The organism is Saccharothrix stipae (assembly GCF_054781895.1).
Genome location: NZ_BAAGTN010000031.1, coordinates 48753 through 73446, shown reverse-complemented (window position 1 = coordinate 73446; position 24694 = coordinate 48753). Strand labels below are relative to the sequence as shown.

Below are 24694 nucleotides of genomic sequence, written 5' to 3'. Positions count from 1 at the left end.
GGTCCGTGCGTACGAGGAACACGCCGAATCGGCGTGGTGCTGCGGCTTCCGCCTTCCTGGGCCGTCGAGTGCCAGCTCGACGGCCCAGGGTTTCTCCGCGGTCAGGGTTGGTCGTCCGGCTCCGGTGCGCCGGGGAGGGGGAACCCGAAGAAGCGGACGGCCACGGGTCGCGCGTCGGCGGGCGTTCGCGCCGCCGGCCGTTGGTAGCGCTTGAGCAGCGCCATGTACTCGTCGAAGAACTCGTGCAGCTCGGGCAGCGTCACCCGGATCGTGCCCCGCGAGTACGGCAGCGCGTCCGCCCACTCGCCCAGCTCCGCCCGCCCGGCCAGGTAGCTCGCGAACAGCTCCTGGTCCGCGGCGAGCTTGAGCTGGTTGAGCTGCTCCACGAGGGACCGCACCTCGGGGTCGTCCGGCGCGCGGGGGTAGCGCAGGTCCACCGCAGGCGTGCGCCACCACCGCTCCCGACCGCGGGCGCGCTCGGGCACCTCCTCCACGAACGCGTGCCTGGCCAGCATCCTCAGGTGGTAGCTGGTCGCGCCGCTGCTCTCGCCCAGTGCCTGGCCCAGGATGCTGGCCGTCGCCGGCCCGTGCTGCCCGAGGTGCCGCACGATGCGCTGGCGCAGCGGGTGCGCGAGCGCGCGCAACTCGTCCACGTCGGTGATCTCGCGCGGTTCGACCATGATGCAAAGCTACCTTTGCAAAGGTGGCTTTGCAACAAGCTCAGCCGATCTCGTCGAGGTGCCGCCCACCCGGCTTCCACACCGCCACGACGGACGGGCGCGGTTGGCTCGTCCCGCCATCCGGCCAGTGGGACGCGGGGTCGTCCGCGCTCGCGCCGTCCACCTCGCCGGGGTGCTGGACGCACACCGTGATCACCCGCTCGCCGATGACCGGGCCGCAGGTCTCCCCGCCGCGCGGCACGGTGAGGAACAGCTTCACCCGTCCTCGCTCCGGCCCTTCGGTGGCGACCGCGTACAGGCCGTCGTTCAAGCCGCCGAGGGCGCCGCCGGAATCGGTCGAGATCCACAGGTTGCCGTGCCGGTCGAACGCCACGTTGTCCGGGCTGGAGATCGGCGACACCCGGTCCTTCGGGAAACCGGCGAAGTAGGTGTCCGGCGAGTTCGGGTCACCGCAGACGAGCATGAGGTTCCAGCCGAACGTCAGCGACCGCGGGTCGCCGTGGCGCTCGGTGAGCTCCAGCACCTGGCCGTGCTTGTTGTCCACCCGCGGGTTGGGCTCGGTCGCGCCTTCCTTGCCCACCCGGCCCCGCTCGACGTTGTTGCTCAGGGCGCAGTAGATCCGACCGGTGTGCGGGTGGGCCTCGATGTCCTCCGGGCGGTCCATCTTGGTCGCGGCCACCCGGTCGGCGGCCAGGCGGGTGAAGACGTAGACCTCCTCGGCGGTCATGCCGGGCACGAACGAGCGGTCGCCGGCGGCCAGCGGGATCCACTCGCCGCCGCCGTCGAACCGGCCGTCGGAGGGAAGGGTGCCGGAGCCGTCGATCTCGGCGGGCGGGCTGTCGCCGGTGAAGCGGCCCACGTAGAGGGTGCCGTCGTCGAGCAGGGTCATGTTGTGCCTGCGTGCGGCCTTGCTGTCGCCCTTGCGCATCCGGCCGGTGGAGACGAACTTGTAGATGTACTCGAACCGCTCGTCGTCGCCCGAGTAGGCCACCACCCGGCCGTCGGGAGCGAGGCGGACGTTGGCGCACTCGTGCTTGAAGCGGCCCAGCGCGGTGTGCTTGACCGGCGTGGAGTCGGGGTCGTCCGGGTCCAGCTCCACCACCCAGCCGAACCGGTTGGGCTCGTTCGGTTCCCGGGCCAGGTCGAACCGCCGGTCGAACCGCTCCCACTTGCGCTCACTGGCGCCACCGGTGATGCGGTAGCGGGCGAGCCGCGTCCGCGCCTCGGCGTCGGGCACCTGGTCGGCGTTGGCGAAGTACTGGTTGAAGTTCTCCTCGCCGGACAGGATCGTGCCCCACGGCGTGACGCCGCCCGCGCAGTTGTTCAGCGTGCCCAGCACCCGCGTGCCGGTGGGGTCGGCCGAGGTCTTGAGGTACGCCGAGCCCGCGGCCGGACCGGTGAGCCGGAACGGGGTGTGCAGCGTGATGCGGCGGTTGTGCCGGGAGAACTCCGGGACGAACCTGCCCGTCGACGGCTTGCGCCGGACCTGGACGACCGACAACCCGTGTGCCGCCCAGGCGATCCGGACCTGCTCCTCGGTCGGGTTGTCCGGGTCGTAGCGGTGGAACATGAACTGCTCGCTGGAGTACTCGTGGTTGGTCACCAGCAGGTTCACCAGCCCAAGCGGGTCACGGGGCAGCAGGGCGGCGAAGTCGCAGTTGTAACCGAATTGTCGGGCCTGCGCGGCGGCGGTCTGGTGCTCGAAGTCGAACGCCGGCGCGTCGGGGAACAGCGGGTCGCCCCACCGGATCACCACGGCCGTCTCGTAGCCGTCGGGCACGACCACCCGGTCCAGCTGGTTGGGCGTGACCGGGGTGAAGTCGATGCCCCTGGTCGGCCCGGCGGCGTCGGCGTGCGCCGGCGCGGCGGTCGAGGCAGCCAGGGCGACGACCGCACCGGCCTTGAACACCGTGCGGCGGCTGATCACCTCGCTGATGACGTCGCCGAGGTAGGGGTTGTCGGTCGGGTTGGGCGGCTCGTGGAAGCACGCGTCACCGCAGCGGTACGTGCAGGTGACCCTGGCCCGGCCGGGTGAGTGGTTGGCGAGCAGCGGCAGGTGAATCCGTTGTGACGGCAACGTCATCGCCTCCTGTGAAGGTGGGTTCCGAGTACCGTACGACGCCCGGCGCTCAGCGGTAGAGCTCCCCGTACAGCTCGGCGTGGGTCGAGTGCACCACCTTGCGCTTGACCTTCAACGTCGGGGTCAGCTCGCCGTCGTCCTGGCTCAGGTCGCGGTCCAGCACGGCGAAGCGCTTGACCTGCGAGACGGGCGCGAAGTGGGAGTTGGCCTCGTCCACCACGCCCTGGACCAGCGACCGCACCTCGGGCGTGCGGGCCAGGGTCGGCAGGTCCGTCGGCAGGCCCTGCGCCCGTGCCCAGGGGACGACCTCGTCCTGGTCCAGGGTGATCAACGCGACCAGGTACGGCTTGAGGTCGCCGTACACCACCGCGTGCGAGATCCAGCGGGACTGGCGGAGCTGGTTCTCGACGTTGGCGGGCGCGATGTTCTTCCCGCCCGCGGTGATGATGATGTCCTTCTTGCGGCCTGTGATGGTGACGAAGCCGTCGTCGTCGACCTCGCCCAGGTCGCCCGTGTGCAGCCACCCGTCGGTCAGCACCTCGGCGGTGGCGGCGGGGTTGTTCCAGTAGCCCGCGAACACGTGCGGTCCGCTCATCAGGATCTCGCCGTCCTCGGCCAGCTTCAGCCGCAGACCCGCGATCCCGTGCGCGCCGACCGACCCCAGCTTGTGCCGCGCCACCGTGTTCACTGTGCCGACGCCGGTCGACTCGCTCATGCCGTAGCCCTCCAGCACCGGCACGCCGGCCGCGGCGAAGAACTCCAGCACCTCGACCGAGATGGGCGCCGCGCCGGACAACGCCTGCCGGAGCCGGCCGCCGAAGATCGCCCGCACCTTGGCGAACACCGGGTCCACCCGCTCGAACGCGGCGGCCAGGTCCGCCGGCACCGGCCGGCCGGCGGCCCGGAGTTCCCGCACCGCCAACCCGACCCGGACCGCCTGCCGCAACTGCTCCTCCGGCACGCCGGCCGTGGCCGCGGTGTAGACCTTCTCGAAGATCCGGGGCACCGACGGCAGGAACGTCGGCCGTACCTGCGACAGCTCGGCCACCACCTTGCCGGTGTCGCCGCCGTAGAACGCGACCGTGGCGCCGATGTACAGCGCCGACAGGTGCACGATCTGCGCGAACACGTGCGCCAGCGGCAGGAACAGGTACGACACGTCGTCCGGCGTGATGTAGGACAGCTCCTCGGTGAGCCGGCACATGGTCAGCCAGTTGCGGTTGGTCAGCACGCAGCCCTTGGGCGGGCCCGTGGTGCCCGAGGTGTAGATGATCACGGTCGGGTCGTCGGGGTCGATCGCGGCACGGCGGTCGTCCAGCTCACCCGGCACCGGCGACGTGCGGCCCTGCGACCGCAACTCGGCCAACCCGCCGTCCTCGATCACGACGACGTCCCGCAACGCGGGCACCTGGTCCCGGATCGAGTCCACCTTGTCCCGTTGCGCGGCGGACTCGGCGACCAGCAGGACCGCACCCGAGTCACCGATGATCCACGCGCACTCCTCCGCCGCGCTGGACGGGTAGATCGGCACCACGATCCCGCCCGCCGCGAGCACCGCCAACTCCACCGCCGACCACTCGGGCCTGGTGTCGGACAGCACGCACACCCGGTCGCCCGGCTCCACACCCAGGTGCACCAGCCCGGAGGCCAGGTCCATCACCCACTCGGCCACCTCGGTGAACGTCAGGTCGTGCCACTGCCCATCCCGCAGGTGGCGCCACGCCACCCGGTCGTCGTGCGCCCGGGCGGCCGCGAAGGGCAGGTCGGCGATGACGCGCATGGAAGTGCTCCTCACTGAGCTGAGACGTGCACGGGGACGCCGTTGAGCACGGCGGTGCCGGAGAGCGGGTCGACGGCCAGGTCGTCGGTGAGCAGGTTGACGTTGACGCCGGGGTGGGCCGTGGCGGTGGCGAGGCGGGTGCCGGGCCGGTCGTGGCCCCAGCCGTGCGGCAGGCTGACCACACCGGCGGCCAGGTCGGCGCTGACCTCGACGGTCACCTCGACCTCGCCGACCCGTGACGTCACCCGGGCCGGGCCGCCGTCCACCAGCCCGAGCCTCTCCGCGTCGGCCGGGTTCACCAGCAACGTGCACAGCGGTTTGCCCTTCACCAGCGCGGGCACGTTGTGCAGCCACGAGTTGTTCGACCGCAGGTGCCGCCGACCGACCAGCACCAGACCGCCCACCGGCGCGTGCAACGCCTCCAGCACCCGCGGCACGTCGGCCGCGATCGGTTCCGGGCACAGCTCGATCCGCCCCGACGGCGTGCGCAGGACCTCCGGGACGCGGCTCGTCAACGGTCCCAGGTCCACCCCGTGGGGCCGGTCGAGCAGGTCGGCCAACGACAGCCCGTACGGACCGGATCGCAGGCGCGCGTCCAACAGCCGTTCCTCGCGGGTGTACTCCGAGTCCCCGCTCAGACCGACCAACGCGTCCAGATCCGCATCGGGCCCCAGCCCCGCGAAGATCCCGGTCAGCCGCAGCAGGATGTCGCCCTCGTCCAGCTCGCCGGGCCCCAACGGCACGGCGGGACGCGAGTACTTGGCCACGTTGCGCACCGACAACGACAGGAACGCCAGGTCGTAGTGGGCGCGCCGACTCGGCGGCGGTGGCGGCAACACCACGTCCGCGTGCCGCGTGGTCTCGTTCAAGTAGGGATCCACCGACACCATGAAGTCCACAGTGGACAACGCCGCGTCCAACCGCCCCGAGTTGGGCACGGACAGCGCCGGGTTCCCCGCCACCGTGACCAACGCCCGCACGTGCCCGGCCTCGATCTCCTCGGCCAGGGTCACCACCGGCAACTCCCCCGCCACCTCGGGCAACCCCCGCACCCGACTGCGCCACCGCCCGGTGACGAACCCCTTCCCGGTCCCACTTCCCCGCCGCCCGTGCGCGGGCAACGGGAACATCGCACCCCCGGCCCGGTCCAGGTTGCCGGTCAGCACGTTCAGCACGTCGACCAACCAACTGGCCACCGTGCCGAACTCCACCGTCGTCGTCCCGATCCGCCCGTACACCGCCGCCCGGGACGCCGACGCCAACCGGTGCGCCAGGTCCCGGATCTCCTCCGCCCCGATGCCACACCGCGACGCCACCGCCTCAGGCGTGAACGGCTCACTCAGCCGCCGCACCTCCGCCACCCCCGCCACGTGCGGCGCGAGTTCTCCAAGATCCACCAACGAGGCCGCGAACAACTCGTTCACCATGGCCAACAACAGGAACACATCCGTACCCGGCACGATCGGCAAGTGCCGATCGGCCGCCGCCGCCGTGCGACTGCGCCGCGGATCGACCACCACGAACGCCCCACCACGCGCACGCAACGCCTTCAGCCGACCGGGCGCGTCGGGAACGGTCCACAGACTGCCGTTGGACGAGAACGGATCCGCACCGAGCAGCAGCAGGAAGTCCGTGCGATCAATGTCGGGCACCGGGATCGAGTACATGCCACCGAAGAGCAGCCCGCACGACACGTGCTTCGGCATCTGGTCGACGGTCGCCGCCGTGAACACGTTCCGCGACCCAACCGCCTTCCGCAACCCACCCGCGTACAACCCACCGGCCAACGAGTGCACCGTCGGATTCCCGAGGTACATCCCCACCGCATCCCGCCCGTGCTCCGCGATGACCGCGTTCAACCGCCCATCCACCAGCGCGAACGCCTCACCCCACGACACCGCCTCGAACTCCCCACCCCGCCGCACCACCGGCCCCCGCAACCGATCCGGATCCGCGTCCAACGCACCGAGCGAGGCCCCCTTCGGACAGAGGAACCCACCACTGAACACATCCCGCCGATCACCACGAACCGCCGTGACCCTGTCCCCCTCGATCGTCAACTCCACCCCACAGGTGGCCTCACACAACGGACAGGTCGTATAAGCAATACCCACGCCCAACCCCTCACCCCGAGGCCCCCGACCGACCCCCAACGGACCCGCAGCCGACCCACCGAGGCTCGATTTGACATGGGTTCGGGTGCCTTAGGCTGGACGAAGCCGGGCAGGCACGGCGGGACGCTTTTCCCCGCCGTGCCTGCCCGGCTTTGGCCAGCCTGGGGTGCCCGTAAGGGCCCCATGTCAAATCGAGCCGGACTTGGGAGCACACAACCTCACCGGCTACCACCTCAGCTAGTACGGAGACCACGACAACTAAGCGCGCCCCCTCCCTACTCCCGCCCCCTACCCCCTCCCGCCCCCTACCCCCGCCCGTCCAACACCCTCGCCAACTCCAACCTCGACGACACCCCCAACTTGACGTACACCCGCGACAGGTACACCTCGATCGTGCGCGGGCTGTAGTGCAACGCCGCCGCGATGTCCCGATTGCGCATCCCCTGCTGCACCAATCGGGCGACGTTCTCCTCCGCCGCCGTCAACACCCCCGGCGCCTTCGCCCGAGCCCGCGGCACCTTCGCCCCCAACTCCCGCAACCGCCCACCAGCCTGCCGCCGCAACCCGTGCGCCCCCAACCGCTGGAACACCGCGTACGCATCCAGCAACTCCGGCACCACCGCGCCCTCCACTGCGCCGACTGCGCCCTCCACCACCCCCAAAGCCAACTGCGACCGCGCCTTCTCGAACACCAACCCACCGGCCTCCGCCTCGACCACCGCCTCACGCAGCACCCCGGCGTCCTGCTCGGTCATCCCGATCACCCGCCGCACGGTCACCCGCGTCCACGGCGACACCCGATCTGCCGACACGGCCCGCAGCTGCTTCACCGTCTGCCGAGCCTCTTCCACCCGACCGTGCGCCAGGTCCAACTCGATCAGGCGCCCCAGCAGCACGCAGCTGTACGCCGTCATCCCGTCGTCGTCCACGGCCTCGACCAACGTCGTCCGGGCGCCCTCCACGTCACCGCGCGCCGCCAGGTAACCGGCCATCGCCAGCGCGTGCAGGCGGGCCATGTTCGGGCTGGTCGGCGGGTCGAGTGCGGCCAACCGGGCGGCCACGTCCAGCTCGCCCCGCCACGTCCGCACCTCCAACTCGATCGCGCGCAGGCCGTGCAACATCATCAGCTCCTGCCGCGACTCCAGCTCGGCGGCGGCGCGGCCGACCCGCTCCAGGCACGCGCCCCACTCACCGCCGAACCAGTCCAGCGCCGCCCGGGCCACCTCCAGCTCGCCGCGGAAGGCGTGCCCACCCGCCCGTTCCCGCAGCTCTTCCGCCCGACCCAGCCGCCACGACGCGTCGTGCACCAGACCGGCCAACGCCCCGGTGGACGCGCCGACGGCCAACGCCTGCAACTCCAACGCGGGCTGACCGTCCGCCGAAACCAACGCCCGGTCGGCGTACTCGACCGTCTTGTCGTGCCGGAACAGCATCGACGTGATCACCGCCAGCCGGTCGAACACCACCACACCCTCCGCCGGGGACGTGAACGGCATGGCCTCGATCCGGTCCGCGGCCTCCAACGCCTCCTCGTGCCGCCCGCTGAACACCAACAACAGCGCACGCTGCGCGTGCAACGCGGCCGGCGCATCGCCCGCCCGCACCTCCGCGTCGGCCAGCCGCAACGCCTCGGCCAACCTCCCCACCAGGAACAAGCTGCTCAGCACCACCACCGCGCACCGCGACCGCTCCACCCCGGGCGGCAGGGCCTCCAGCGCCGCCAGACCGGGTGCGATGGCGGCCGCGGGTCGCGACGCGTGCGCCAGCGCCCGGCACTGCGAGGCGAGCAGCCCGGCCCGTTCCGGCGCGGTCACGGGTAGCAGCTCCAACGCCCGCGCGCACAACGCCGCCGCCGTCTCCGGCGCGGTGGTGCGGTTCGCGGCGGCGGCCTGCGCCATCACCCGGACCGCACGCAGGTCGCCGGGCGGCGCGGACTCCGCCAGGTGCCAGGCCAGCTCCATCTCGTCCACGGCCAACCCGCGCGCCCGGTCGTCCAGCAGCCGGGCGCTGATGAGGCTGTGCAGGTGCCGCCGTTGCGCCGGCCCGATCTCCTGGTACAACGCCTCACCGACCAAGGCGTGCGAGAACCGGTAACCCCGGTCCTCGTCCCGCACCACGATGTGCGCGCGCAGGAGCCCGTCGAACGCGTCCACCACCACGTCCTCGGGCAGTGACGACACCCTGGCCAGCAGCCCGATCTGGTCCAGCCGCACCCGCCGGAAGATCGACACCGCGCGGGCGACCGCCCGGGTGTCCCGGTCCAGCGGCGCGACCCGCCGCAACACCGCCTCCCGCCTGGTCAGCCGGATCGCGGACGGTGACACGGTCAACCTGGCCCGGTCGCCGTCGACCGCGACCAGGTCGAGCTCGCGCAGCGACCGGGCGATCTCCACCGCGAAGAACGGGTTGCCGTCCGCCCGCCGGCACACCTCGTGCGCCAGGCCGTCGTCCACCGGGGTGCCCAGCACGGTCTCCACGATCCGCGCCACGTCGCCGCCGCTCAACGGCTCCAGCCGCACCCGCACCACCTCGGCGTGCCGTTCGAGCCGGTCCAGCAGTTCCTCGACGCCGGGGTTGCGGTGGTGCTCGCGCACAGCCGTGATCAGCACCAGCGGCGCGGCGGTGACCCGGCGCAGCACCACGGCCAGCATGGCCAGCGAATCGTCGTCCACGTGGTCCAGGTCGTCCAGCACGAGCGCGGCGGGCCGATCGGCACCGAGGCCGGTGAGCACGCGAGCGACCAGCTCACAGGACCGACCGAACCAGGTGGCGTCCGCTTCCACACTGAGATCCAGCGCGTCCAACGCGGCCCGCACCACCCCCGCCCCCGACCTGACCCCCACCCCCGCCAACGAACGCAACGCCGTCGCCACCGCCGCGTACGGGATGCGCCTGCTCACGTCGTCCGACTCGGCCGCGGCCACCGCGCAACCCCGGTCCCGCAGCCGCCGGCACACCTCCGCCAGCAGGCTGCTCTTGCCGATACCCGGCTCGCCCGACACCACGACGGCCACCAACCCGGCCGCGGGCACGCGCTCGACCACGTCGAACACCGCCGTCAGCTCGATTTCCCGGCCGAAGAAAGGCGACAAGGGCGACCTCCCTCGTTGGGCACACCACCCTACCGATTGAGGAATCCCTACTCACGTGGCGTGGCTCACGGTGGTGGCATGGCCGTGCACACCACTGCCGCACCTGGAGGGCCGATGACGGTCGAGGGCACCTGCGTCGACGAGTTCGCCGAGGTCCGCACCGAGTTCGAACGCAACTTCACCGAGCGCGGCGAGCGCGGCGGTGGCGTGCACGTGACGGTGGACGGCGAGACCGTCGTCGACCTGTGGGGCGGTGACGCCGGCGGGCGGCCGTGGACGGAGGACACGATCACGCACGTCTGGTCGTGCACCAAGGGCGCGACCGCGTTGTGCGCGCACGTCCTGGCGTCGCGCGGTGAGCTGGACCTGGACGCGCCGGTGGTCCGGTACTGGCCGGAGTTCGGGGCCAACGGCAAGGCCGACACGCTGGTGCGGCACCTGCTGGCGCACCAGGCCGGGTTGAGCGCGGTGCGGGAGCCGCTGGCCCCGGGCGGGATGTTCGACTGGGAGCTGATGACCGGCCTGCTGGCGCGGCAGGAGCCGTTCTGGGCGCCCGGCACGCGGCACGGCTACCACGCGTTGACGTTCGGGCACCTGATCGGCGAGGTGGTCCGGCGGGTGGCCGGGATGCCGTTGGCCGACTTCTTCGAGAAGGAGGTGTCCGGTCCGCTGGGGCTGGACTTCTGGCTGACGTTGCCGGAGGACCTGGAGCCGCTGGTCGCGCCGACCGTGCCGGCCGACCGCGGCGAGGCGGTGCCCGCCATGTACGTGGCCGCGATGACGCGGCCCGGGTCGATGCAGGCGCTGCTGGTGGCCAACAGCGCCGGGTACGTCGCCGCGTCGAACAGCCGTGAGGCGCACGCGGCGCAGTACGGGGCGGTCGGCGGGATGAGCAACGCGCGTGGCCTGGCTCAGATGTACCGGCCGCTGGCGCTGGGCGGCGAGTACAACGGGGTGCGGCTGGTGGACGAGACGCAGGTCCCGGTCATGTCCGGGGTGGTGTCGGCCGGGTTCGACGAGATGCTGCTCGGGCCGACCCGGTTCTCGCTGGGGTTCCTCAAGGCGGTGGGCAACCTCCACCTGCCCGCCGTCGAGCGCGGCGTGCTGATGTCGGAGGACGCGTTCGGGCACTCGGGGATGGGCGGCTCGCTGGGGTTCGCCGACCCCGCCGCACGGATGTCGTTCGGTTACGCGATGAACCGCATGGGGCCGGGCGTGGGCGTCAACGCGCGCGGTCAGTCCCTTGTGGACGCCGCCTACCGCGCTCTCGGCCACCGCCAGGCCCCGAGCGGGATCTGGTTCCGCTGAGGACGACCACGGAACCCTGCCGCCGCCACCCCGCTACGCCGAAATCCCGTAGACCGACCGCAGCCAGACGCAGGTCAGGGTGTCGACCAGCTCCCGGTCCTTGACCGTCGACCGGCGGGACCGGGAGCGGGCGAGGAAGGCCTGTTCGTTCATCGCCACCAGGACCGCCGCCAACGACTTGGCGTCCGGGCCCGCCGGTGCGACACCCGCCTCCCGCTCGATGTCGATCTGCGAGGCGGTCGCGTCGATGAAGCGGCGCGCGACACCGGTCCAGAACTCGCGCATCAGCGGGTCGGTGTCCCGGGCCCGGACGGCGGCGCGCAGCACCGTGCCGTGCTTGCGCCACAGGGCGAGGCTCGCGCCCAACGCGCGCCGGATCGAGTCCTCGGGCGGCTCGCTGCCGCGCCGCAGCCAGGACGACGCCGACTCGTAGAGCGCGTCGAGGATGCCGCCGGCCAGCGCGTGCAGCACCGCTTCCCGCGACGCGAAGTGGAAGTAGAAGGTGGACCGCGAGATGCCCGCGCCCGACGCGAGCTCGTCGACCGCGATGTCGTCCAGGGAGCGCGTCTGCAACAGCCGCTCGGCGGTGTCCAGTATCGCCTGGGACGTCAGGTCGCCCTTGCTGGGCCTGCGCCGCGACCCGACCGTGCCGGCACGTGGGGACATGGCGCACATCCTCGGTTCAGCGCACCGGCAGCCGCAAGGCTTCCGCACGCACCGCCACCAAGTCGCAAACTCCGGTTGGCGCGCGTCACCGCGCCGGGCGGGGTAGACAGGAGGCGTGGATCCCCTCTGGGCATTGCGACAGGTGGCGTTCCAACTGGAGCGCGCCGGTGAACCCACCTACCGGGTCCGGGCGTTCCGCAAGGCCGCGGAGGTGGTGGCGGCGTTGCCGGACGGCGAGGTGGGGCGGCGGGTCGCGGCGGGCACGTTGACCGACCTGCCCGGCATCGGCAAGGCCACCGCGGGCGTGATCACCGACGCCGTGGCGGGACGTGAGCCGACCTACCTGAGCCGGTTCCGCGAGCCGGTGGTGGGCGGGCAGGCGATGCGGGCGTTGCTGAAGGGGGATTGCCACACCCACTCCGACTGGTCCGACGGCGGCAGCCCGATCCGCGAGATGGCGGAGGCGGCGCGCGACCTCGGGCACTCGTGGATGGTGCTGACCGACCACTCGCCCCGGCTCACGGTGGCCAACGGGCTGTCCGCCGACCGGCTGCTCAGGCAGCTGGACGTGGTCGCGGAGCTGAACACCGAGCTGGCGCCGTTCCTGATCCTGACCGGCATCGAGGTCGACATCCTGGACGACGGCTCGCTCGACCAGCGGCCCGAGCTGCTGGAGCGGCTGGACGTGGTGGTCGCCAGCGTGCACTCGAAGCTGCGGATGCCCGCGCCGGAGATGACCCGGCGCATGGTGGCCGCCGTGTCCAACCCGCACGTCGACGTGCTCGGCCACTGCACGGGGCGGTTGGTGGTCGGGAAGGGCAGGCCGGAGTCGACGTTCGACGCGGAGGCGGTGTTCTCGGCTTGCGTCGAGCACGGCACCGCGGTGGAGATCAACTCACGGCCGGAGCGCCGCGACCCGCCGGGGCGGCTGCTGCGGTTGGCGGTGGAGCTGGGGTGCTCCTTCTCGATCGACAGCGACGCCCACGCGCCGGGGCAGCTGGACTGGCTGTCGTTCGGGTGCGAGCGGGCCGAGGAGTGCGGCGTCACCCCCGACCGGGTGATCAACACCCTGGACGCCGCAGACCTCTTGGCTCGCTGACCCCGCCGCCCCCCGCCCACCAAACGCGACCGTCAGCCACCGCCCCCGCCCACCAACGCGACGATCAGCGGCCGGCGGTGGCGGGCCGGTGCGTCCTCGACGCCCGGACCAGGTGCCCGTACCACGGGACCAGCGGCCCGGTCCGGCCGTCGACCAGTCGTTGCCACGTGGACCGGCACAGGGCGAGGAACGGCGCCGCGTCCCAGTACCGCGCCAGTTCCGCCAACGGCCGGTTCTGCACGTTGCCCAGGCCGTAGCGGCGGTCGAACCCGTACGACACCGGGACCGCCGCGCCGTTGGCCTCGATCACCAACGGGGTCAGCCACCGGCCGAGCGGCTGCTCGTCGTCCACCGGCACGGCCATGAACGCCTCCGGTTTGCGCGCCAGCATCGTCCGCGGCACGGCGTCGAGCTGCACGGCGAGACCGTGCTCCTCGGAGATGCGGCCGAGCTCCACCGCCGCGTAGGCCAGCTCGACCGCGTCCGGCCGCTCGCCGGCCATCGACCGGTTCGCCGCGCCTTCGGGTTCGAGCGGGTGGACCTGGAGCAGCAGCGCCCCGGACTGCGCCGCCGCCATCGCGATTTCACCCAGTTGGGTGGCATTCCCCTGGGTCAACGTGGTGATCACCCCGACCGGGATCCCCACCTCGGTGAGCCTGCGGATACCTGCCAGGGCCTTCTCGAAGCACCCTTCCTGGTCCCGGATCCGGTCGTGCGTGGCGCGGTCGCCGTCCAACGACACCGCCACCAGGTCGACCAACCCCCGCACCAGGCCGATCCGGCGCTGGGTCAGCGCCACCCCGTTGGTCGTCACGGTCGTCCGCATCCCCGCCGCGCGGGCGGCACGCAGGAGAGCAGGCAGTTCCGGGTAGAGGAACGGCTCGCCGCCGGAGACGTTCAGCACGTCGTAGCCGAGCCCGGCCGCGTCACCCACCACGGTCGACAGCACGGAGACGGGGATCGACTCGGCGACGTCCGGTCCCGAACTGGAGTAGCAGTGCAGGCAGCGCAGGTTGCACAGCCTGGTCGGGTGGACTTGCAGGACCGCCCGCCCACTCGTCTGCCCCATTCCACCCTCCCGTGATGCTCGCTATCCGTATGGAGCACGCAGGGCACGCCGTGATACGTCGATCCGTCACCACTCTTCGGATTCGTTCCCTCCAACGTGGGAACCTCACCGCTCGCTGAAACGGCATGTGACGGCTTGACGACTCTCCATACAGGCGGCGAGGCGGGAGCACGAGATGAACGCACACCAGATCGCGGTCGTCCTGCACGCGACCGACTCCATCACCAGGGCCGGGGTCACCGCGGCGCTGCGGTCGCGGCCGGAGATCCGGTTGGTCGAGCCGGACGAGCCGGCGCCCGTGGCGCTGGTCGTGCTGGACCGGCTCGACGGTGTCGCGCGGCAGCTGCTGCGCAGGCTCCAGGTGCCGGGCGGCGCGGGCATCGTGCTGGTGGCGGGCGACATCGCCGACCCGGAGCTGCTCAACGTGGTCAGCAACGGCGTGTCCGCGGTGATCCGCCGGTGCGACGCGACGGCCGACACGCTGGTGCGCCTGGTGAAGGCCACCGCGGCGGGCCAGGGCGCGTTGCCGGCGGACCTGCTCGGCAGGCTGCTGGACCGGGTGTCGCGGTTGCAGCGCAACGTGCTCAACCCCAACGGCTGGACCATGGCGGGCATGTCCGACCGGGAGACCGAGGTGCTGCGGCTGATCGCGGACGGCTTCGAGACCCGCGAGATCGCCGAGAAGCTGTGCTACTCGCAGCGCACGGTCAAGTCGATCCTGCACGACGTGACCAACCGGTTCCAGCTGCGCAACCGGGCGCACGCGGTGGCGTTCGCGCTGCGCGAGGGCCTGATCTGACCCACCGCCGCACGGCTCGAACGACCCCGCCCGGGCGACCCGGACCGCACACTTCCCGATTCACCGCCGCAATTGTGCGGACAACTCGTGAAACTACTCGGATTGACGCTTTTCCGCCGGGACCCGACCGGCCGGTGCTAACGTGCTGCGCCAGTCGAGGCATTACCCGGCATTCCCCCGAGTTCGGCTCACGTCTTGGACCTGAAGGGGTCGGCGACATGGATGACCAGGACTTGACCACCGCGCGGGTGCGTCGCAAAACCCGATCGGTGGTGTGGTTGTCGGCCGCGGGTGTGGCGGTGCTGGCGTTGGGCATCGTCATCGGCGGTGCGCTCGACGCCGACCCGGCCACTCCGGCCGACGCGCGCTCGGCCCCGTTATCGCAGGTGGAGACCACCACAGCGACCACCACCGCGACGGTGGAGAGCATCGCCGCGGCCAGACCGGGCACCACCTGGCTCTCCGACCTGCCGCCGGTCGACAGCAGTTCGATCGACGACACGTACGTGGAGAGCCCGTGGACCGTCGCCGCCGCGAAAGTGCGGGAAGTGACGTACAGCAAATCCATTTCGGCCACCGGCGCCTGGTGCGCGTCGGCCCGGCTCACATTCGCGGTGGACGGAAAATACGACCGCTTCACCGCCCAGGTCGCGATCGCGGACGATTCATTGGAGACGAAGGAGCTCGACTTCTACGTGCTGGTCGACGACCAACGCGTGGTCGAGGTCCCGGCGGGCACCACGCCCCAGCCGGTCGACGTCCCCCTCACCGGCGCACGCCTGCTGACCATCGGCGTCGAGCCGCCGACGGCGGACCTGAGCGGCTGCCCGGGACCGGAACGCGTGGGCGTCTGGGCCGACCCGGCCCTGACCCCCGCCCCGCCCGGGTGAACACCGCGCGGGTGACGCGAGGGACACCACCGCGGCGATGATCACCGCGGTGTTGGAGCCCTCGACTCGGCTAAGCGCCGGAACACCCCGGTGAACGCCGCTCCCGGTCCGGTGCCCGCGACGTTGCGCACGACCGGGCGGATACCGCCATCGTCCGGCACGTACAGGCTCGGCGGCGGTACCGGGCGGTTGGCCAGCTTCGCGCGGATCGCGAGGTGGATCGTCCCGACGTCGAGCAGGCCGCCCCCGCCGACCACACCGAGGCGCAGCACTTCGAGCAGGGCGTCGGTGAAGGCCGTCTGGGGCGAGCCGTCGGTGTAGGTCGCCAGCCGGCGGTCGTGACCGGTCGCGCCCAGGATCGCCGCGCCGCCGAGGGTCGAGAGCCGGCCCGCGCTCGCCGCGTAGGAGCAGTCGAGGATGACGATGTCGTCCGCGGCGGCCATCGGTAACCCGATCGAGTCAACCCGCAGGGCCGACGAACGCAGGGCCGACGAACGCAGGTCGTCCGGGTCGGTACCCCTCACCCCCAGGTGGAGCACCCCCTGGTCGTCCCGGTGACCGTGACCGGCGAAGTAGACCAGCAGTCGGCCCGCGTCGCCCACGGCGCGCGCGGCCGACCTGATCGCGCCGAGGACCTCCTCGACGGTGTCGGGGTCCTCCAGCACCGTGCAGTTCCGCGCGGGGAGTCCCCACAGCCGCTCGTCGCGCAGCAGCGCGGCCAGGTCCCGCGCGCCCGCGGCGACCTTGGGCAGCCCCCGCTGGACCCGGTAGTGGGCAGCGATCAGCACTGCCCGGGATGCGGTGGGATCCGGTAACCCGGCGGCGGTCGGCGTGGACATGGGGGCATCGAACACCATCCTCGCCGCCGCCACCTTCCGAACAGCTCGCGGGGTCGCCCGACGGTGGAGCACCGCCGGGCGGCCCCGCGACCTACCGTGAGACCTACTGGTAGCAGGGCTTCTCGAACTTGAAGTCCTTCGCCGTCGGTCCGGTGAAGAAGTCCTCCACCAGGCCGACACCGGTCGCCGCCTGCTCGTCCGGCTTGTAGATCAACGTCTGCCGGAACGCCGAGTCGTTCGGGTTGCCGGCGAAGTTGCCCGCGCCCTCCGGCAGCATGCCCTCGTAGTCGACCGACTTCAGCTGCCGCACGGCCGCCAGCACACCGGCCCGGGTCAGGTCCTTGTTCTCGGCCGCCTTGGCCAGCGCCGCCCGCAACGGGTACGACCACACCCACCCGGCCGTGTAACCGTCGTTCGGGGTCACGCTCGGCAACGCCTCACGCAGCGCCTTGTGCCCGGGCGAGTCCGTCGCCCACGACTTCCACGGCGCGGACTGCAGGTACAGCGCCTTGATGGCGGGCGCCGCCGGGCTCTGCATCAGACCCTGGTTCCACGTCGGCGAGGTGCCGATGAACTTGCCCTTGAACCCGCGCGCCGCGGTCTGGCCGATGATCACCGCCGCGTCGGTCGGCCCGGTGGTCAGCACGACCACGTCCGGCTTGTTCGCCAGCACCGCGTCGATCGCGCCGCCCTGGTTGTCCTGGCCCGTCTGGGTGACCGCGTTGGAGAACGTCACGCCGCGCTTCTCGGCCGCGATCTTCGCGCCCGCCGCCGCGTCGTCGCCGTAGTCACCCGGCAGGTGCACGGCCATCACGCTCTTCGCGCCCAGCTCGTCCACCGCGTAGTCCACCGAGTTCATCGACTCGACGCAGTAGTTCGCGCCGGACTCCAGCACGACCTCCTCCACGCCCCACAGCGACGTCCACGACGCGGGCACGCTCACCATCTGCGTGCTCTCCAGGTCCGGCAGGATCGCCGCGGTCGTCGGCGAGCCCAACGTCTGGGCCAGGGCCAGCACCTTGCCCTTGATCTCCTGGTACACCTGGTTGTGGATCTGCGGGTTGTACTTGTTGTCCTTGACGTACGTGGTGACGTCCACGTCGTAGCCGCCGACGCCGCCCTGGTCGTTGACGCGCTTCCAGAACGCCTTCTGCGACTCCGTGATCGGCACCGCGAGCGTCTTGAACGGCCCTTCGGTCAGGTCCGAGATCGACCCGAGGTAGATGCAGCCCCGGTCACTGTGGCCGGTGTCCGGGCACGGCTCGCTGGTCACGCCGAAATCGACCTTGATACCGCCCTTGCCCTCCTGGGGGGCCGCGCCGTCGCCACCGCGACAGGCGACGGTTGCCAGCGCCACCACGGAGAGCACCGCGAGCACCGCTCTGTGACTTGCCATCCCATCCACCCTTTCAGTACGAGAAAGGCCAAGTGCGCCAGTAGTTGCGGACGCGCACCCAGATACCGAACAGGCCACGTGGCTCGACGATGAGGAACACCACGATCAGCAGCCCGTAGAGGACCGCCTCGACCTGGAACACCGTGACCGCACCGGTCGCGTCTGCGCTGATGAACGGCAGCACCGTCGGGAGTTCCCGGGTGATGCGCGGCAGCAGCGTGATGAACAGCGCGCCCATGATCGCGCCGGAGATGGTGCCCGCGCCGCCGATGAGCACCATGGCGATGTACTGCACCGACAGCAGCAGGCCGAACGAGCCGGGGTCGAAGAACCCGTTGACCACGAACAACAACGAGCCCGCCACACCGGCGTAGAACGACGACACCGCGAACGCCAGCGCCTTGTACCGGGTCAGGTCGACGCCGATCACCGCCGCCGCGAGGTCCCGGTCCCGCACCGCGGCGAACGCACGCCCGATCCGCGACCGCACCAGGTTGCGCGCCAGCACCGCGAAGATCACCAGCAGCACGAACATCAGCAGGTACAGCTGCTGCGGCCCGCTGAAGAACTCCGACGGGCGGTCCAGCCGCACGCCGAACAGCTCGGGCACGGCCGCCGGCCGACCCACGCCGGGGCCGCCGGTCAGCGACGTCCACTCGCGGAACACGTGCTCGCCGAGGAACACCAGCCCCAACGTCACGATCGCCAGGTACAGGCCGCGCAGGCGGGCCGCGATCGGCGCCACGACCAACCCCGCGAGCCCCGCCACCAGCCCGGACGCCAGCAACCACACCGGCAGCGACGTGACGCCGAACCCGAGCACCCGCCCGTCCGGGTCACCGGACAGCGCCGCGCCGGTGTACGCGCCGATGGCCAGGAAGAACGCGTGCCCCAACGACACCTGACCCGCGTACCCGGTCACGATGTTCAATCCGATCGCGCCGATCGCCGCGACGAACCCCGTGGCCAGCAACATGAGCAGGTCGTCGGTGATGGCGAACGGCACCAGCAGCGCCACCACCACCAACGCCCCCGTCCACGCCCGCTTGGGCCGCGTGTTGAGGAACGCCATGTCCTGCGCATAAGAGGTGTAGAGCTCCGGACGACCCTTCACAAGCGCTCAACCTCCTTGCTGCCGAACAGCCCGTAGGGCCGCACCAGCAGCACCAGCAGCATCAGCACGTACGGCGCGACCAGCGCGAAGTTCGGTCCGAGCCACGGCGCGACGCCACCCTGGTAGGTGCCGACCAGCGACTCCACGACCCCGACCGCGAGCCCGCCGACGACCGCGCCGCCCAGCGAGTCCAGGCCGCCGAGGATGATCGCCGGCAACGCCTTCAGGGCGATCACCCACAGCTGCTGGTCCACGCCGGCGCCGGTGGCCACGAACACGCCCGCCAGCGCGGCCAGCCCACCGGCGATCGCCCACGACAGCGCGAACACCGAGCCGACCGAGATGCCCTGCGCCAGCGCGACCTCCTGGTCGTAGGCGACCGCCCGCATGGCCAACCCGACCCGGGAGAACCGGAAGAACGCGAACAGCACCGCGACCACGGCCACCGTCGTCCCGAACATCACCAGGTACCGCTGCTGCACCTCGACGCCGAGCAGCGTCACCGTGGACAACCCCCACGGGTCGCCGACCTGGCGCACGTCCAGCCCGATGAACGCGTTGGTCACCACCCGCACCACCACGTCCACGCCGATGGTGATGATCGCGACCACGAACACCGGCTTGCCGATCATCGGCCGCAGCACGGTCCGCTCCACGCCCAGCGCCAGCACCGCGATCAGCACCGCCGCGATCGGCACGGCCGCGAAGAACCCGACCTCCGCCGCCAGGTAGCTGACCAGCACCGCGCCCGCCAGCATGAACGCCGGCTGGGCGAAGCTGATCACCCTGGTCGACTTGTAGATGATGACGAAGCCCAGCGCCAGCAGCGCGTAGATCGACCCGGAGCCCAGGCCCCGGATCAGCGATTGCAGGAACTCGGTCATCCGCGCCCCCCGAGGTACATGTCCTCCACGAGCTCGCCGAACACCTTGGCCAGCGCCGACCGCTTCACCTTCTGCGTCGCGGTCAGCTCGCCGTCCTCGTGGTCGAGCTCCTTGGGCAGCATGCGGAACTTCTTGACCTGCTCCACGGTGGCGAACCGCTCGTTGACCTTCGTCACGATGCCCTGCACCAACTCGCGCACCTCGTCCTTCTCCGCCAGGTCGCGGTAGGTGGTGTAGGTGATCCGGCGCTGCCTGGCCCAGTGGCCGACGGTGTCCTGCTCGATGCCGATCAACGCCACCAGGTACGGGCGCTGGTCGCCGAGCACGATCGCTTCCTTGATGTACGGCGAGGTCTTCAGCGCGTTCTCGACCTCCGACGGCGCCACGTTCTTGCCGCCCGCGGTGATGATGATGTCCTTCATCCGGTCGGTGATCCGCACGTGCGTGCCGTCGACCCACTCGCCCACGTCACCGGTGCGCAACCAGCCGTCCGGGGTCATCGCCCGCCGGGTGGCGTCCTCGTCGCGCCAGTAGCCCGCGAACACGCCCGCGTGCCGGGTCTGGATCTCGCCGTCCTCGGCGATCCGCAGCTCCACGCCGGGGTGCGGCTCGCCGACCGTGCCGACCTTCACCCGGCCGGGCCGGTTGCCGGTGGCGACGGCGCTGTTCTCGGTCATCCCGTACACCTCGTGCATCGGCACGCCGATGCCCATGAAGAACCGCAGCACCTGCGGCGAGATGGGCGCGGCGCCGGACGACGCGTACCGGACGTGCCGCATGCCGATCCGGGCCTTCAACGCGCGGAAGCAGAACAGCCAGCCCACGCCGTACTTGAGCCGGGTGCCGACCGTGTGCCTGCCGCCGTTGCGCACCAGCCGCTCGCCGAGCCCGTCGGCCACGCGCAGCCAGAACCGGGTGGACGCCCGCTTGAGCCAGGTGGCACTGGACGCGCTGATCGTGATGGCGGCCAACACCTTCTCCCAGATGCGGGGCACGCCGAACAGGATCGTCGGCTGCACCTCGCGCAGGTTCGCCTGCACGGTCTCGATGGACTCCGCGAAGTGCACCTGCACCCCGGCCGACGCGCTGAACCAGGTGGTGAAGATGCGTTCGGCGACGTGGCACAGCGGGAGGTAGGACAGCGTGATGTCCTTGGGCGACGGTGGCGGGTCGGTGAACCCGCCGCCCTCGACCAGGGAGTCGATGGCGAACTCGACGTTGGCCACGGTGAGCATCGCGCCCTTGGGCGGCCCGGTGGTGCCCGAGGTGTAGATCAACGTCATCACGTCGTCCGGTTCGACCTCGCGCATCCGCCGGGCGACCGCGTCCGGTTGGCCGTCCCGGTGCTCCGCGCCCAGGGCCAGGAAGTCGTCCCAGGACAGCAGCTTCGGGTTGTCGTAGCGGTGCCGGATGCCGCGCGGCTCCAGGTAGACGATGCGTTCCAGCTCGGGCAGGGCGTCCAGCACCGCCAGCGCCTTGTCGACCTGCTCCTGGTCCTCGGCGATGAGCACCCGCGCACCGGAGTGCGACAGCAGGTAGGCGACCTCACTGGCCGGGTTGGTCGGGTACAGGCCGACGGTGATCGCGCGCACGGCCACCGCGCCGATGTCGGCGTAGAGCCACTCGCGGCGGTTCTCCGAGTGGATGGCGACCCGGTCGCCGGGGTCGACGCCGAGCGCCAGCAGGGCGTGCCCGACCAGCTCGGCCTGCGCCCAGTACCGCGACCAGGTCACCTCCCGCCAGATGCCGAAGTCCTTGGCCCGCAGCGCCACCGCGTCCGGGGTCCTGAGGGCCCGGTCCCGGACGCGGGTGGCGACGGTGGTGAGCCCCGCGGCGGTCGCCGTGGTCATGCCCCACCTCCCACGGTCTGGTGCGCCTCGCCCAGGTAGGCGCGCACGACGTCCGGGTCCTGCTGCACCTCGGCGGGCGAGCCGGTGCGGATCGGCTTGCCGAAGTCCAGCACCATCACCCGGTCCGCGAGATCCATCACCAGGCCCATGTCGTGCTCGACCATGACCATCGCGATGCCGAGCTCGTCGCGGACGTCGAGCACGAACCGCGCCATGTCCTCGGTCTCCTCGACGTTCATGCCCGCGACCGGCTCGTCCAGCAGCAGCACCTTCGGCTCCATCGCCAACGCCCGGCCCAGCTCCACCCGCTTCTGCACGCCGTACGGCAGCAGGCCCACCGGCAGCCGGCGCCACTGCTCCAGTTCGAGGAAGTCGACGACCTCCTCGACGGCCTCCCGGTTGGCCAGCTCCTCGCGCCGGGCCCGGCCGACCCACGCGAACGCGGACAGCGCCCCGTACCGCATGTGGTTGTGCCGGCCCAACATCAGGTTCTCCACCACGGTGAGGTGGGCGAACAGCTCGATGTTCTGGAACGTCCGGGCGATGCCCATGGCGGCGATCCGGTGCGGGCGCCTGCCCAGCACCTCCTCGCCCCGGAACCGGACCGAGCCCCGCTGCGGCCGGTACACGCCGGACAGCACGTTGAAGATCGACGTCTTGCCCGCGCCGTTGGGGCCGATGATGGCGAACAGCTCGCCCGCGGCCACGTGGAAGGACACGCCGTCCACCGCGGTGACACCGTCGAACGACAGCGTCACGTCACGCACTTCCAGCACGTTGCCCATCGCTTCGGGCACCTCGTCGGGGAGGCTCACGACAACCACCGCTTCCGCCGCTTGTAGTGCTTCACGTCGCGGAACGACTGCGCGGTGGCCTCACCGCGCAGGCCCAGGTAGAACTCGCGCACGTCCTCGTCGGCCAGCAGCGCGGCGGCCGGCTTGTCCATCACGACCTTGCCGGTCTCCAGCACGTAGCCGTGATCGGCGATGGACAGCGCCATGGTCGCGTTCTGCTCGACCAGCAGCACGGTCGTGCCCGCTTCGTTGATCTTCACGATGAGGTCGCGGATCTGCTGCACCATGAGCGGCGCCAGGCCCAGGCTCGGCTCGTCCAGCAGCAGGTAGCGCGGCTCGGACATCAGCGCCCGGCCGATGGACAGCATCTGCTGCTCGCCGCCGGACAGGTAGCCGGCGCTCTGCCGCCGCCGTTCCCGCAGCCTGGGGAACAACTCGTACATCCGTTCCAGGTTCTGCTTGATGCCGCGCGGCCTGCTGTGCCCGCCGATGCGCAGGTTCTCCTCGACCGAGAGCTCGGCCAGGATGCGCCTGCCCTCCAGCGCCTGCTTCACGCCGAGCGTCGCGATGCGCGTCGGCGACGAGCGGTGGATCGGTTCGCCGTCCAGGGTGATCCGGCCGCGGGTGACCTTCCCGTCGTGCACGTCGAGCAGACCGGAAAGCGCTCGCAGCAGCGTCGTCTTGCCCGCTCCGTTCGCGCCGAGCAGGGCGACGATCCGCCCCTCCGGAACCCTCAGGCTCACGCCGCGCAGCACCAGCATCACGTCGTCGTAGACCACCTCAAGGTTGTTCGCCTCGAGCACCAGGCGCCTCCGGGGATGTCGGGGAGGCGATCAGTATGACTCCGATCACAGGGTTACCTACCACCGTTCGCAAACCGTGATGAACCAGCCCACGGCATGTTCGGCTTTCACGATTCTGTTGCTCAGTCCTGTGTGGACTGGTGTAGCGGGCGGGGTGCGCGGGTATGCCCCCGGCGACTACGACGAGGGTGTGAAGGAGCGGTCGCCGCACATGGATGGCTCGGAGGTGGAGCTCAGGGTGGCGGCGAGGCCGGCCCACCTTTCAACGGTTCGCGCGGTGGCGGGGGCCATCGCCCGATCCACCCCGGAACTGGCCATCGACCTGGTCATCGCCGTCGACGAGGCGTGCAGCGCGTTGATCGCCCGGACCCTCAACCCCTCGGCCGTCCTGCTGTGCCGGTTCGCCCGGGAAGGTGATTCCGTGCGCTTCCAGGCGGAGGTCCGGTCATCGGCCGTCACCGTCCCCGATCATGACTCGTTGTACTGGCGGGTTGTCAGCTCCGTGACCGACGCGGTGGCCACCTGGGTTGACGGGGAGGGCCGGTTGCGGGTCGAGCTGAGGTGTCGCGCATGAGGTTTCGGGCATGAGGTTTCCGGCATGAGGTGGCGGGGATGGTGTGGCGGGCGGAGGTGTCGGGCGTGAGGTGTCGGACATGAGCGCCGTGGACTACCAACCGCTGTTCCACGCGCTGGCGGAGGCCGAGCGGGACGGCGAGCACTACCAGCGGCTGCGGGACCGGCTGGTCACCGAGCACCTGCCGATGGCCAGGCACATCGCCGACCGGTTCGCCGAGCGCGGCGAGTCCGTCGAAGACCTGCGCCAGGTGGCGGCGGTCGGGTTGATCAACGCCGTCGACCGGTTCGACGTGTCGCGCGGGATCGACTTCCTGGCGTTCGCCGTGCCCACGATCACCGGCGAGGTGCGGCGGTACCTGCGCGACCAGGGGTGGGCGGTGCGCGTGCCGCGGCGGTTGAAGGAGCTGTGCGTGGCCATCGACACCGCGCGGGTCGAGCTGTCCAGGCACACCGGGCGCACGCCGACGCCCAGCGAGGTGGCCCGGCACCTCGGCATCGGGGTGGACGAGGTCTACGAGGGGCTGCACGCGACCTCGGCGTACCACCTGCTGTCGTTGGACGAGCAGTCGATCAGCGAGGAGCTGAACCACGCCGACCGCCTGATCAGCGACGATCCGGCGCTGGAGGTGGTCGAGCTGCAACACGCGTTGGATCCGATGCTGCGCGGGCTACCCAAGAGGGAGCGGCGGATCGTCGTGCTGCGGTTCTTCCGGGGCATGACGCAGAGCCAGATCGCGGACTCGGTCGGCGTGTCGCAGATGCACGTCTCGCGGCTTCTGAGCCGATCGCTGGCCCGGTTGCGGTCGCTGCTCGATGATGAGTAGCGCTCGGACTCGACGGGTGCGCCCGGTGACCACTGGT

Annotated in this window: 20 protein-coding genes; 6 read left to right on the top strand and 14 right to left on the bottom strand. The window is 71.2% G+C overall.

The window, feature by feature from the left end; all coding sequences use genetic code 11:
* Nucleotides 1–101: 101 nt before the first annotated feature.
* The 5 genes from ACYVLT_RS38660 to ACYVLT_RS38640 all read right to left on the bottom strand — a co-directional run bounded on the left by ACYVLT_RS38660 (nucleotide 102) and on the right by ACYVLT_RS38640 (nucleotide 9746).
* Entirely contained in the window at nucleotides 102–680 is a 579-nt protein-coding gene (locus tag ACYVLT_RS38660) for an ArsR/SmtB family transcription factor (RefSeq protein ID WP_461125122.1), read from the bottom strand.
* A 40-nt stretch (nucleotides 681–720) separates the two neighbouring features.
* The gene (locus tag ACYVLT_RS38655) at nucleotides 721–2763 is read right to left on the bottom strand and encodes a PhoX family protein (RefSeq protein ID WP_461125121.1); all 2043 of its coding nucleotides are present in this window, start codon (nucleotides 2761–2763) and stop codon (nucleotides 721–723) included.
* Between the two features lie 46 nt (nucleotides 2764–2809).
* Nucleotides 2810–4540 carry an AMP-dependent synthetase/ligase gene (locus ACYVLT_RS38650; protein ID WP_461125120.1) on the bottom strand — a complete coding sequence of 577 codons (1731 nt, stop codon included), beginning with the start codon at nucleotides 4538–4540 and terminating at the stop codon, nucleotides 2810–2812.
* A gap of 11 nt (nucleotides 4541–4551) precedes the next feature.
* On the bottom strand, nucleotides 4552–6654 hold the full coding sequence (locus ACYVLT_RS38645) for a molybdopterin-dependent oxidoreductase (RefSeq protein ID WP_461125119.1): 2103 nt from the start codon (nucleotides 6652–6654) through the stop codon (nucleotides 4552–4554).
* A gap of 305 nt (nucleotides 6655–6959) precedes the next feature.
* Nucleotides 6960–9746, bottom strand: a complete 2787-nt coding sequence (locus tag ACYVLT_RS38640; RefSeq protein WP_461125118.1) for a helix-turn-helix transcriptional regulator — start codon at nucleotides 9744–9746, stop codon at nucleotides 6960–6962.
* A 114-nt stretch (nucleotides 9747–9860) separates the two neighbouring features.
* Between ACYVLT_RS38640 and ACYVLT_RS38635 the strand changes: the two genes are divergently transcribed.
* Nucleotides 9861–11054, top strand: coding sequence for a serine hydrolase domain-containing protein (locus ACYVLT_RS38635; protein ID WP_461125117.1), 1194 nt, complete (start codon nucleotides 9861–9863; stop codon nucleotides 11052–11054).
* Between the two features lie 33 nt (nucleotides 11055–11087).
* Here the strand turns inward: ACYVLT_RS38635 and ACYVLT_RS38630 are convergent, their stop codons facing one another.
* Entirely contained in the window at nucleotides 11088–11720 is a 633-nt protein-coding gene (locus ACYVLT_RS38630; protein ID WP_461125116.1) for a TetR/AcrR family transcriptional regulator, read from the bottom strand.
* 115 nt (nucleotides 11721–11835) lie between these two features.
* Here ACYVLT_RS38630 and ACYVLT_RS38625 point away from each other — a divergent pair, with 115 nt between their 5' ends.
* Nucleotides 11836–12819, top strand: coding sequence for a PHP domain-containing protein (locus ACYVLT_RS38625; protein ID WP_461125115.1), 984 nt, complete (start codon nucleotides 11836–11838; stop codon nucleotides 12817–12819).
* Between the two features lie 64 nt (nucleotides 12820–12883).
* Here the strand turns inward: ACYVLT_RS38625 and ACYVLT_RS38620 are convergent, their stop codons facing one another.
* Nucleotides 12884–13888, bottom strand: a complete 1005-nt coding sequence (locus ACYVLT_RS38620) for a radical SAM protein (RefSeq protein WP_461125114.1) — start codon at nucleotides 13886–13888, stop codon at nucleotides 12884–12886.
* A gap of 175 nt (nucleotides 13889–14063) precedes the next feature.
* On the opposite strand from ACYVLT_RS38620, the gene ACYVLT_RS38615 reads away from it, so the two are divergent.
* Both ACYVLT_RS38615 and ACYVLT_RS38610 read left to right on the top strand, forming a co-directional pair.
* Nucleotides 14064–14687 carry a helix-turn-helix transcriptional regulator gene (locus ACYVLT_RS38615; RefSeq protein WP_461125113.1) on the top strand — a complete coding sequence of 208 codons (624 nt, stop codon included), beginning with the start codon at nucleotides 14064–14066 and terminating at the stop codon, nucleotides 14685–14687.
* A gap of 218 nt (nucleotides 14688–14905) precedes the next feature.
* Nucleotides 14906–15577: an NPCBM/NEW2 domain-containing protein gene (locus tag ACYVLT_RS38610; protein WP_461125112.1), complete on the top strand. Its 672-nt coding sequence runs from the start codon at nucleotides 14906–14908 to the stop codon at nucleotides 15575–15577.
* Between the two features lie 41 nt (nucleotides 15578–15618).
* On the opposite strand, the gene ACYVLT_RS38605 is transcribed toward ACYVLT_RS38610, so the two are convergent.
* The 7 genes from ACYVLT_RS38605 to ACYVLT_RS38575 form a co-directional block, all read right to left on the bottom strand.
* Nucleotides 15619–16416: a caspase, EACC1-associated type gene (locus ACYVLT_RS38605; protein WP_461125111.1), complete on the bottom strand. Its 798-nt coding sequence runs from the start codon at nucleotides 16414–16416 to the stop codon at nucleotides 15619–15621.
* A 103-nt stretch (nucleotides 16417–16519) separates the two neighbouring features.
* On the bottom strand, nucleotides 16520–17812 hold the full coding sequence (locus tag ACYVLT_RS38600) for an ABC transporter substrate-binding protein (protein WP_461125110.1): 1293 nt from the start codon (nucleotides 17810–17812) through the stop codon (nucleotides 16520–16522).
* 13 nt (nucleotides 17813–17825) lie between these two features.
* Entirely contained in the window at nucleotides 17826–18926 is a 1101-nt protein-coding gene (locus ACYVLT_RS38595; protein WP_461125109.1) for a branched-chain amino acid ABC transporter permease, read from the bottom strand.
* Nucleotides 18923–19810 (bottom strand): branched-chain amino acid ABC transporter permease, encoded by an 888-nt coding sequence (locus ACYVLT_RS38590; RefSeq protein ID WP_461125108.1) that lies wholly within the window; start codon nucleotides 19808–19810, stop codon nucleotides 18923–18925. Before ACYVLT_RS38590 ends, ACYVLT_RS38595 begins: the two co-directional genes overlap by 4 nt.
* On the bottom strand, nucleotides 19807–21660 hold the full coding sequence (locus tag ACYVLT_RS38585) for an AMP-dependent synthetase/ligase (protein ID WP_461125107.1): 1854 nt from the start codon (nucleotides 21658–21660) through the stop codon (nucleotides 19807–19809). The genes ACYVLT_RS38590 and ACYVLT_RS38585 overlap by 4 nt, the downstream gene beginning before the upstream one ends.
* Entirely contained in the window at nucleotides 21657–22475 is an 819-nt protein-coding gene (locus ACYVLT_RS38580) for an ABC transporter ATP-binding protein (RefSeq protein WP_461125106.1), read from the bottom strand. Before ACYVLT_RS38580 ends, ACYVLT_RS38585 begins: the two co-directional genes overlap by 4 nt.
* Nucleotides 22472–23257, bottom strand: coding sequence for an ABC transporter ATP-binding protein (locus ACYVLT_RS38575; RefSeq protein ID WP_461125105.1), 786 nt, complete (start codon nucleotides 23255–23257; stop codon nucleotides 22472–22474). The genes ACYVLT_RS38580 and ACYVLT_RS38575 overlap by 4 nt, the downstream gene beginning before the upstream one ends.
* Nucleotides 23258–23447: 190 nt before the next feature.
* Here ACYVLT_RS38575 and ACYVLT_RS38570 point away from each other — a divergent pair, with 190 nt between their 5' ends.
* Complete coding sequence (locus ACYVLT_RS38570) at nucleotides 23448–23831, top strand: ATP-binding protein (protein WP_461125104.1); 384 nt, start codon at nucleotides 23448–23450, stop codon at nucleotides 23829–23831.
* Between the two features lie 79 nt (nucleotides 23832–23910).
* On the top strand, nucleotides 23911–24657 hold the full coding sequence (locus ACYVLT_RS38565; RefSeq protein WP_360460389.1) for a SigB/SigF/SigG family RNA polymerase sigma factor: 747 nt from the start codon (nucleotides 23911–23913) through the stop codon (nucleotides 24655–24657).
* Nucleotides 24658–24694: the final 37 nt, after the last annotated feature.

Bases quoted from the DNA above. Each gene is read 5' to 3' on its own strand.
- ACYVLT_RS38605 (WP_461125111.1), bottom strand. From the start codon at position 16,416: ATGTCCACGCCGACCGCCGCCGGGTTACCGGATCCCACCGCATCCCGG.
- ACYVLT_RS38655 (WP_461125121.1), bottom strand. From the start codon at position 2,763: ATGACGTTGCCGTCACAACGGATTCACCTGCCGCTGCTCGCCAACCAC.
- ACYVLT_RS38585 (WP_461125107.1), bottom strand. From the start codon at position 21,660: ATGACCACGGCGACCGCCGCGGGGCTCACCACCGTCGCCACCCGCGTC.
- ACYVLT_RS38590 (WP_461125108.1), bottom strand. From the start codon at position 19,810: ATGACCGAGTTCCTGCAATCGCTGATCCGGGGCCTGGGCTCCGGGTCG.
- ACYVLT_RS38565 (WP_360460389.1), top strand. From the start codon at position 23,911: ATGAGCGCCGTGGACTACCAACCGCTGTTCCACGCGCTGGCGGAGGCC.
- ACYVLT_RS38660 (WP_461125122.1), bottom strand. From the start codon at position 680: ATGGTCGAACCGCGCGAGATCACCGACGTGGACGAGTTGCGCGCGCTC.
- ACYVLT_RS38610 (WP_461125112.1), top strand. From the start codon at position 14,906: ATGGATGACCAGGACTTGACCACCGCGCGGGTGCGTCGCAAAACCCGA.
- ACYVLT_RS38635 (WP_461125117.1), top strand. From the start codon at position 9,861: ATGACGGTCGAGGGCACCTGCGTCGACGAGTTCGCCGAGGTCCGCACC.
- ACYVLT_RS38620 (WP_461125114.1), bottom strand. From the start codon at position 13,888: ATGGGGCAGACGAGTGGGCGGGCGGTCCTGCAAGTCCACCCGACCAGG.
- ACYVLT_RS38630 (WP_461125116.1), bottom strand. From the start codon at position 11,720: ATGTCCCCACGTGCCGGCACGGTCGGGTCGCGGCGCAGGCCCAGCAAG.
- ACYVLT_RS38650 (WP_461125120.1), bottom strand. From the start codon at position 4,540: ATGCGCGTCATCGCCGACCTGCCCTTCGCGGCCGCCCGGGCGCACGAC.
- ACYVLT_RS38600 (WP_461125110.1), bottom strand. From the start codon at position 17,812: ATGGCAAGTCACAGAGCGGTGCTCGCGGTGCTCTCCGTGGTGGCGCTG.
- ACYVLT_RS38615 (WP_461125113.1), top strand. From the start codon at position 14,064: ATGAACGCACACCAGATCGCGGTCGTCCTGCACGCGACCGACTCCATC.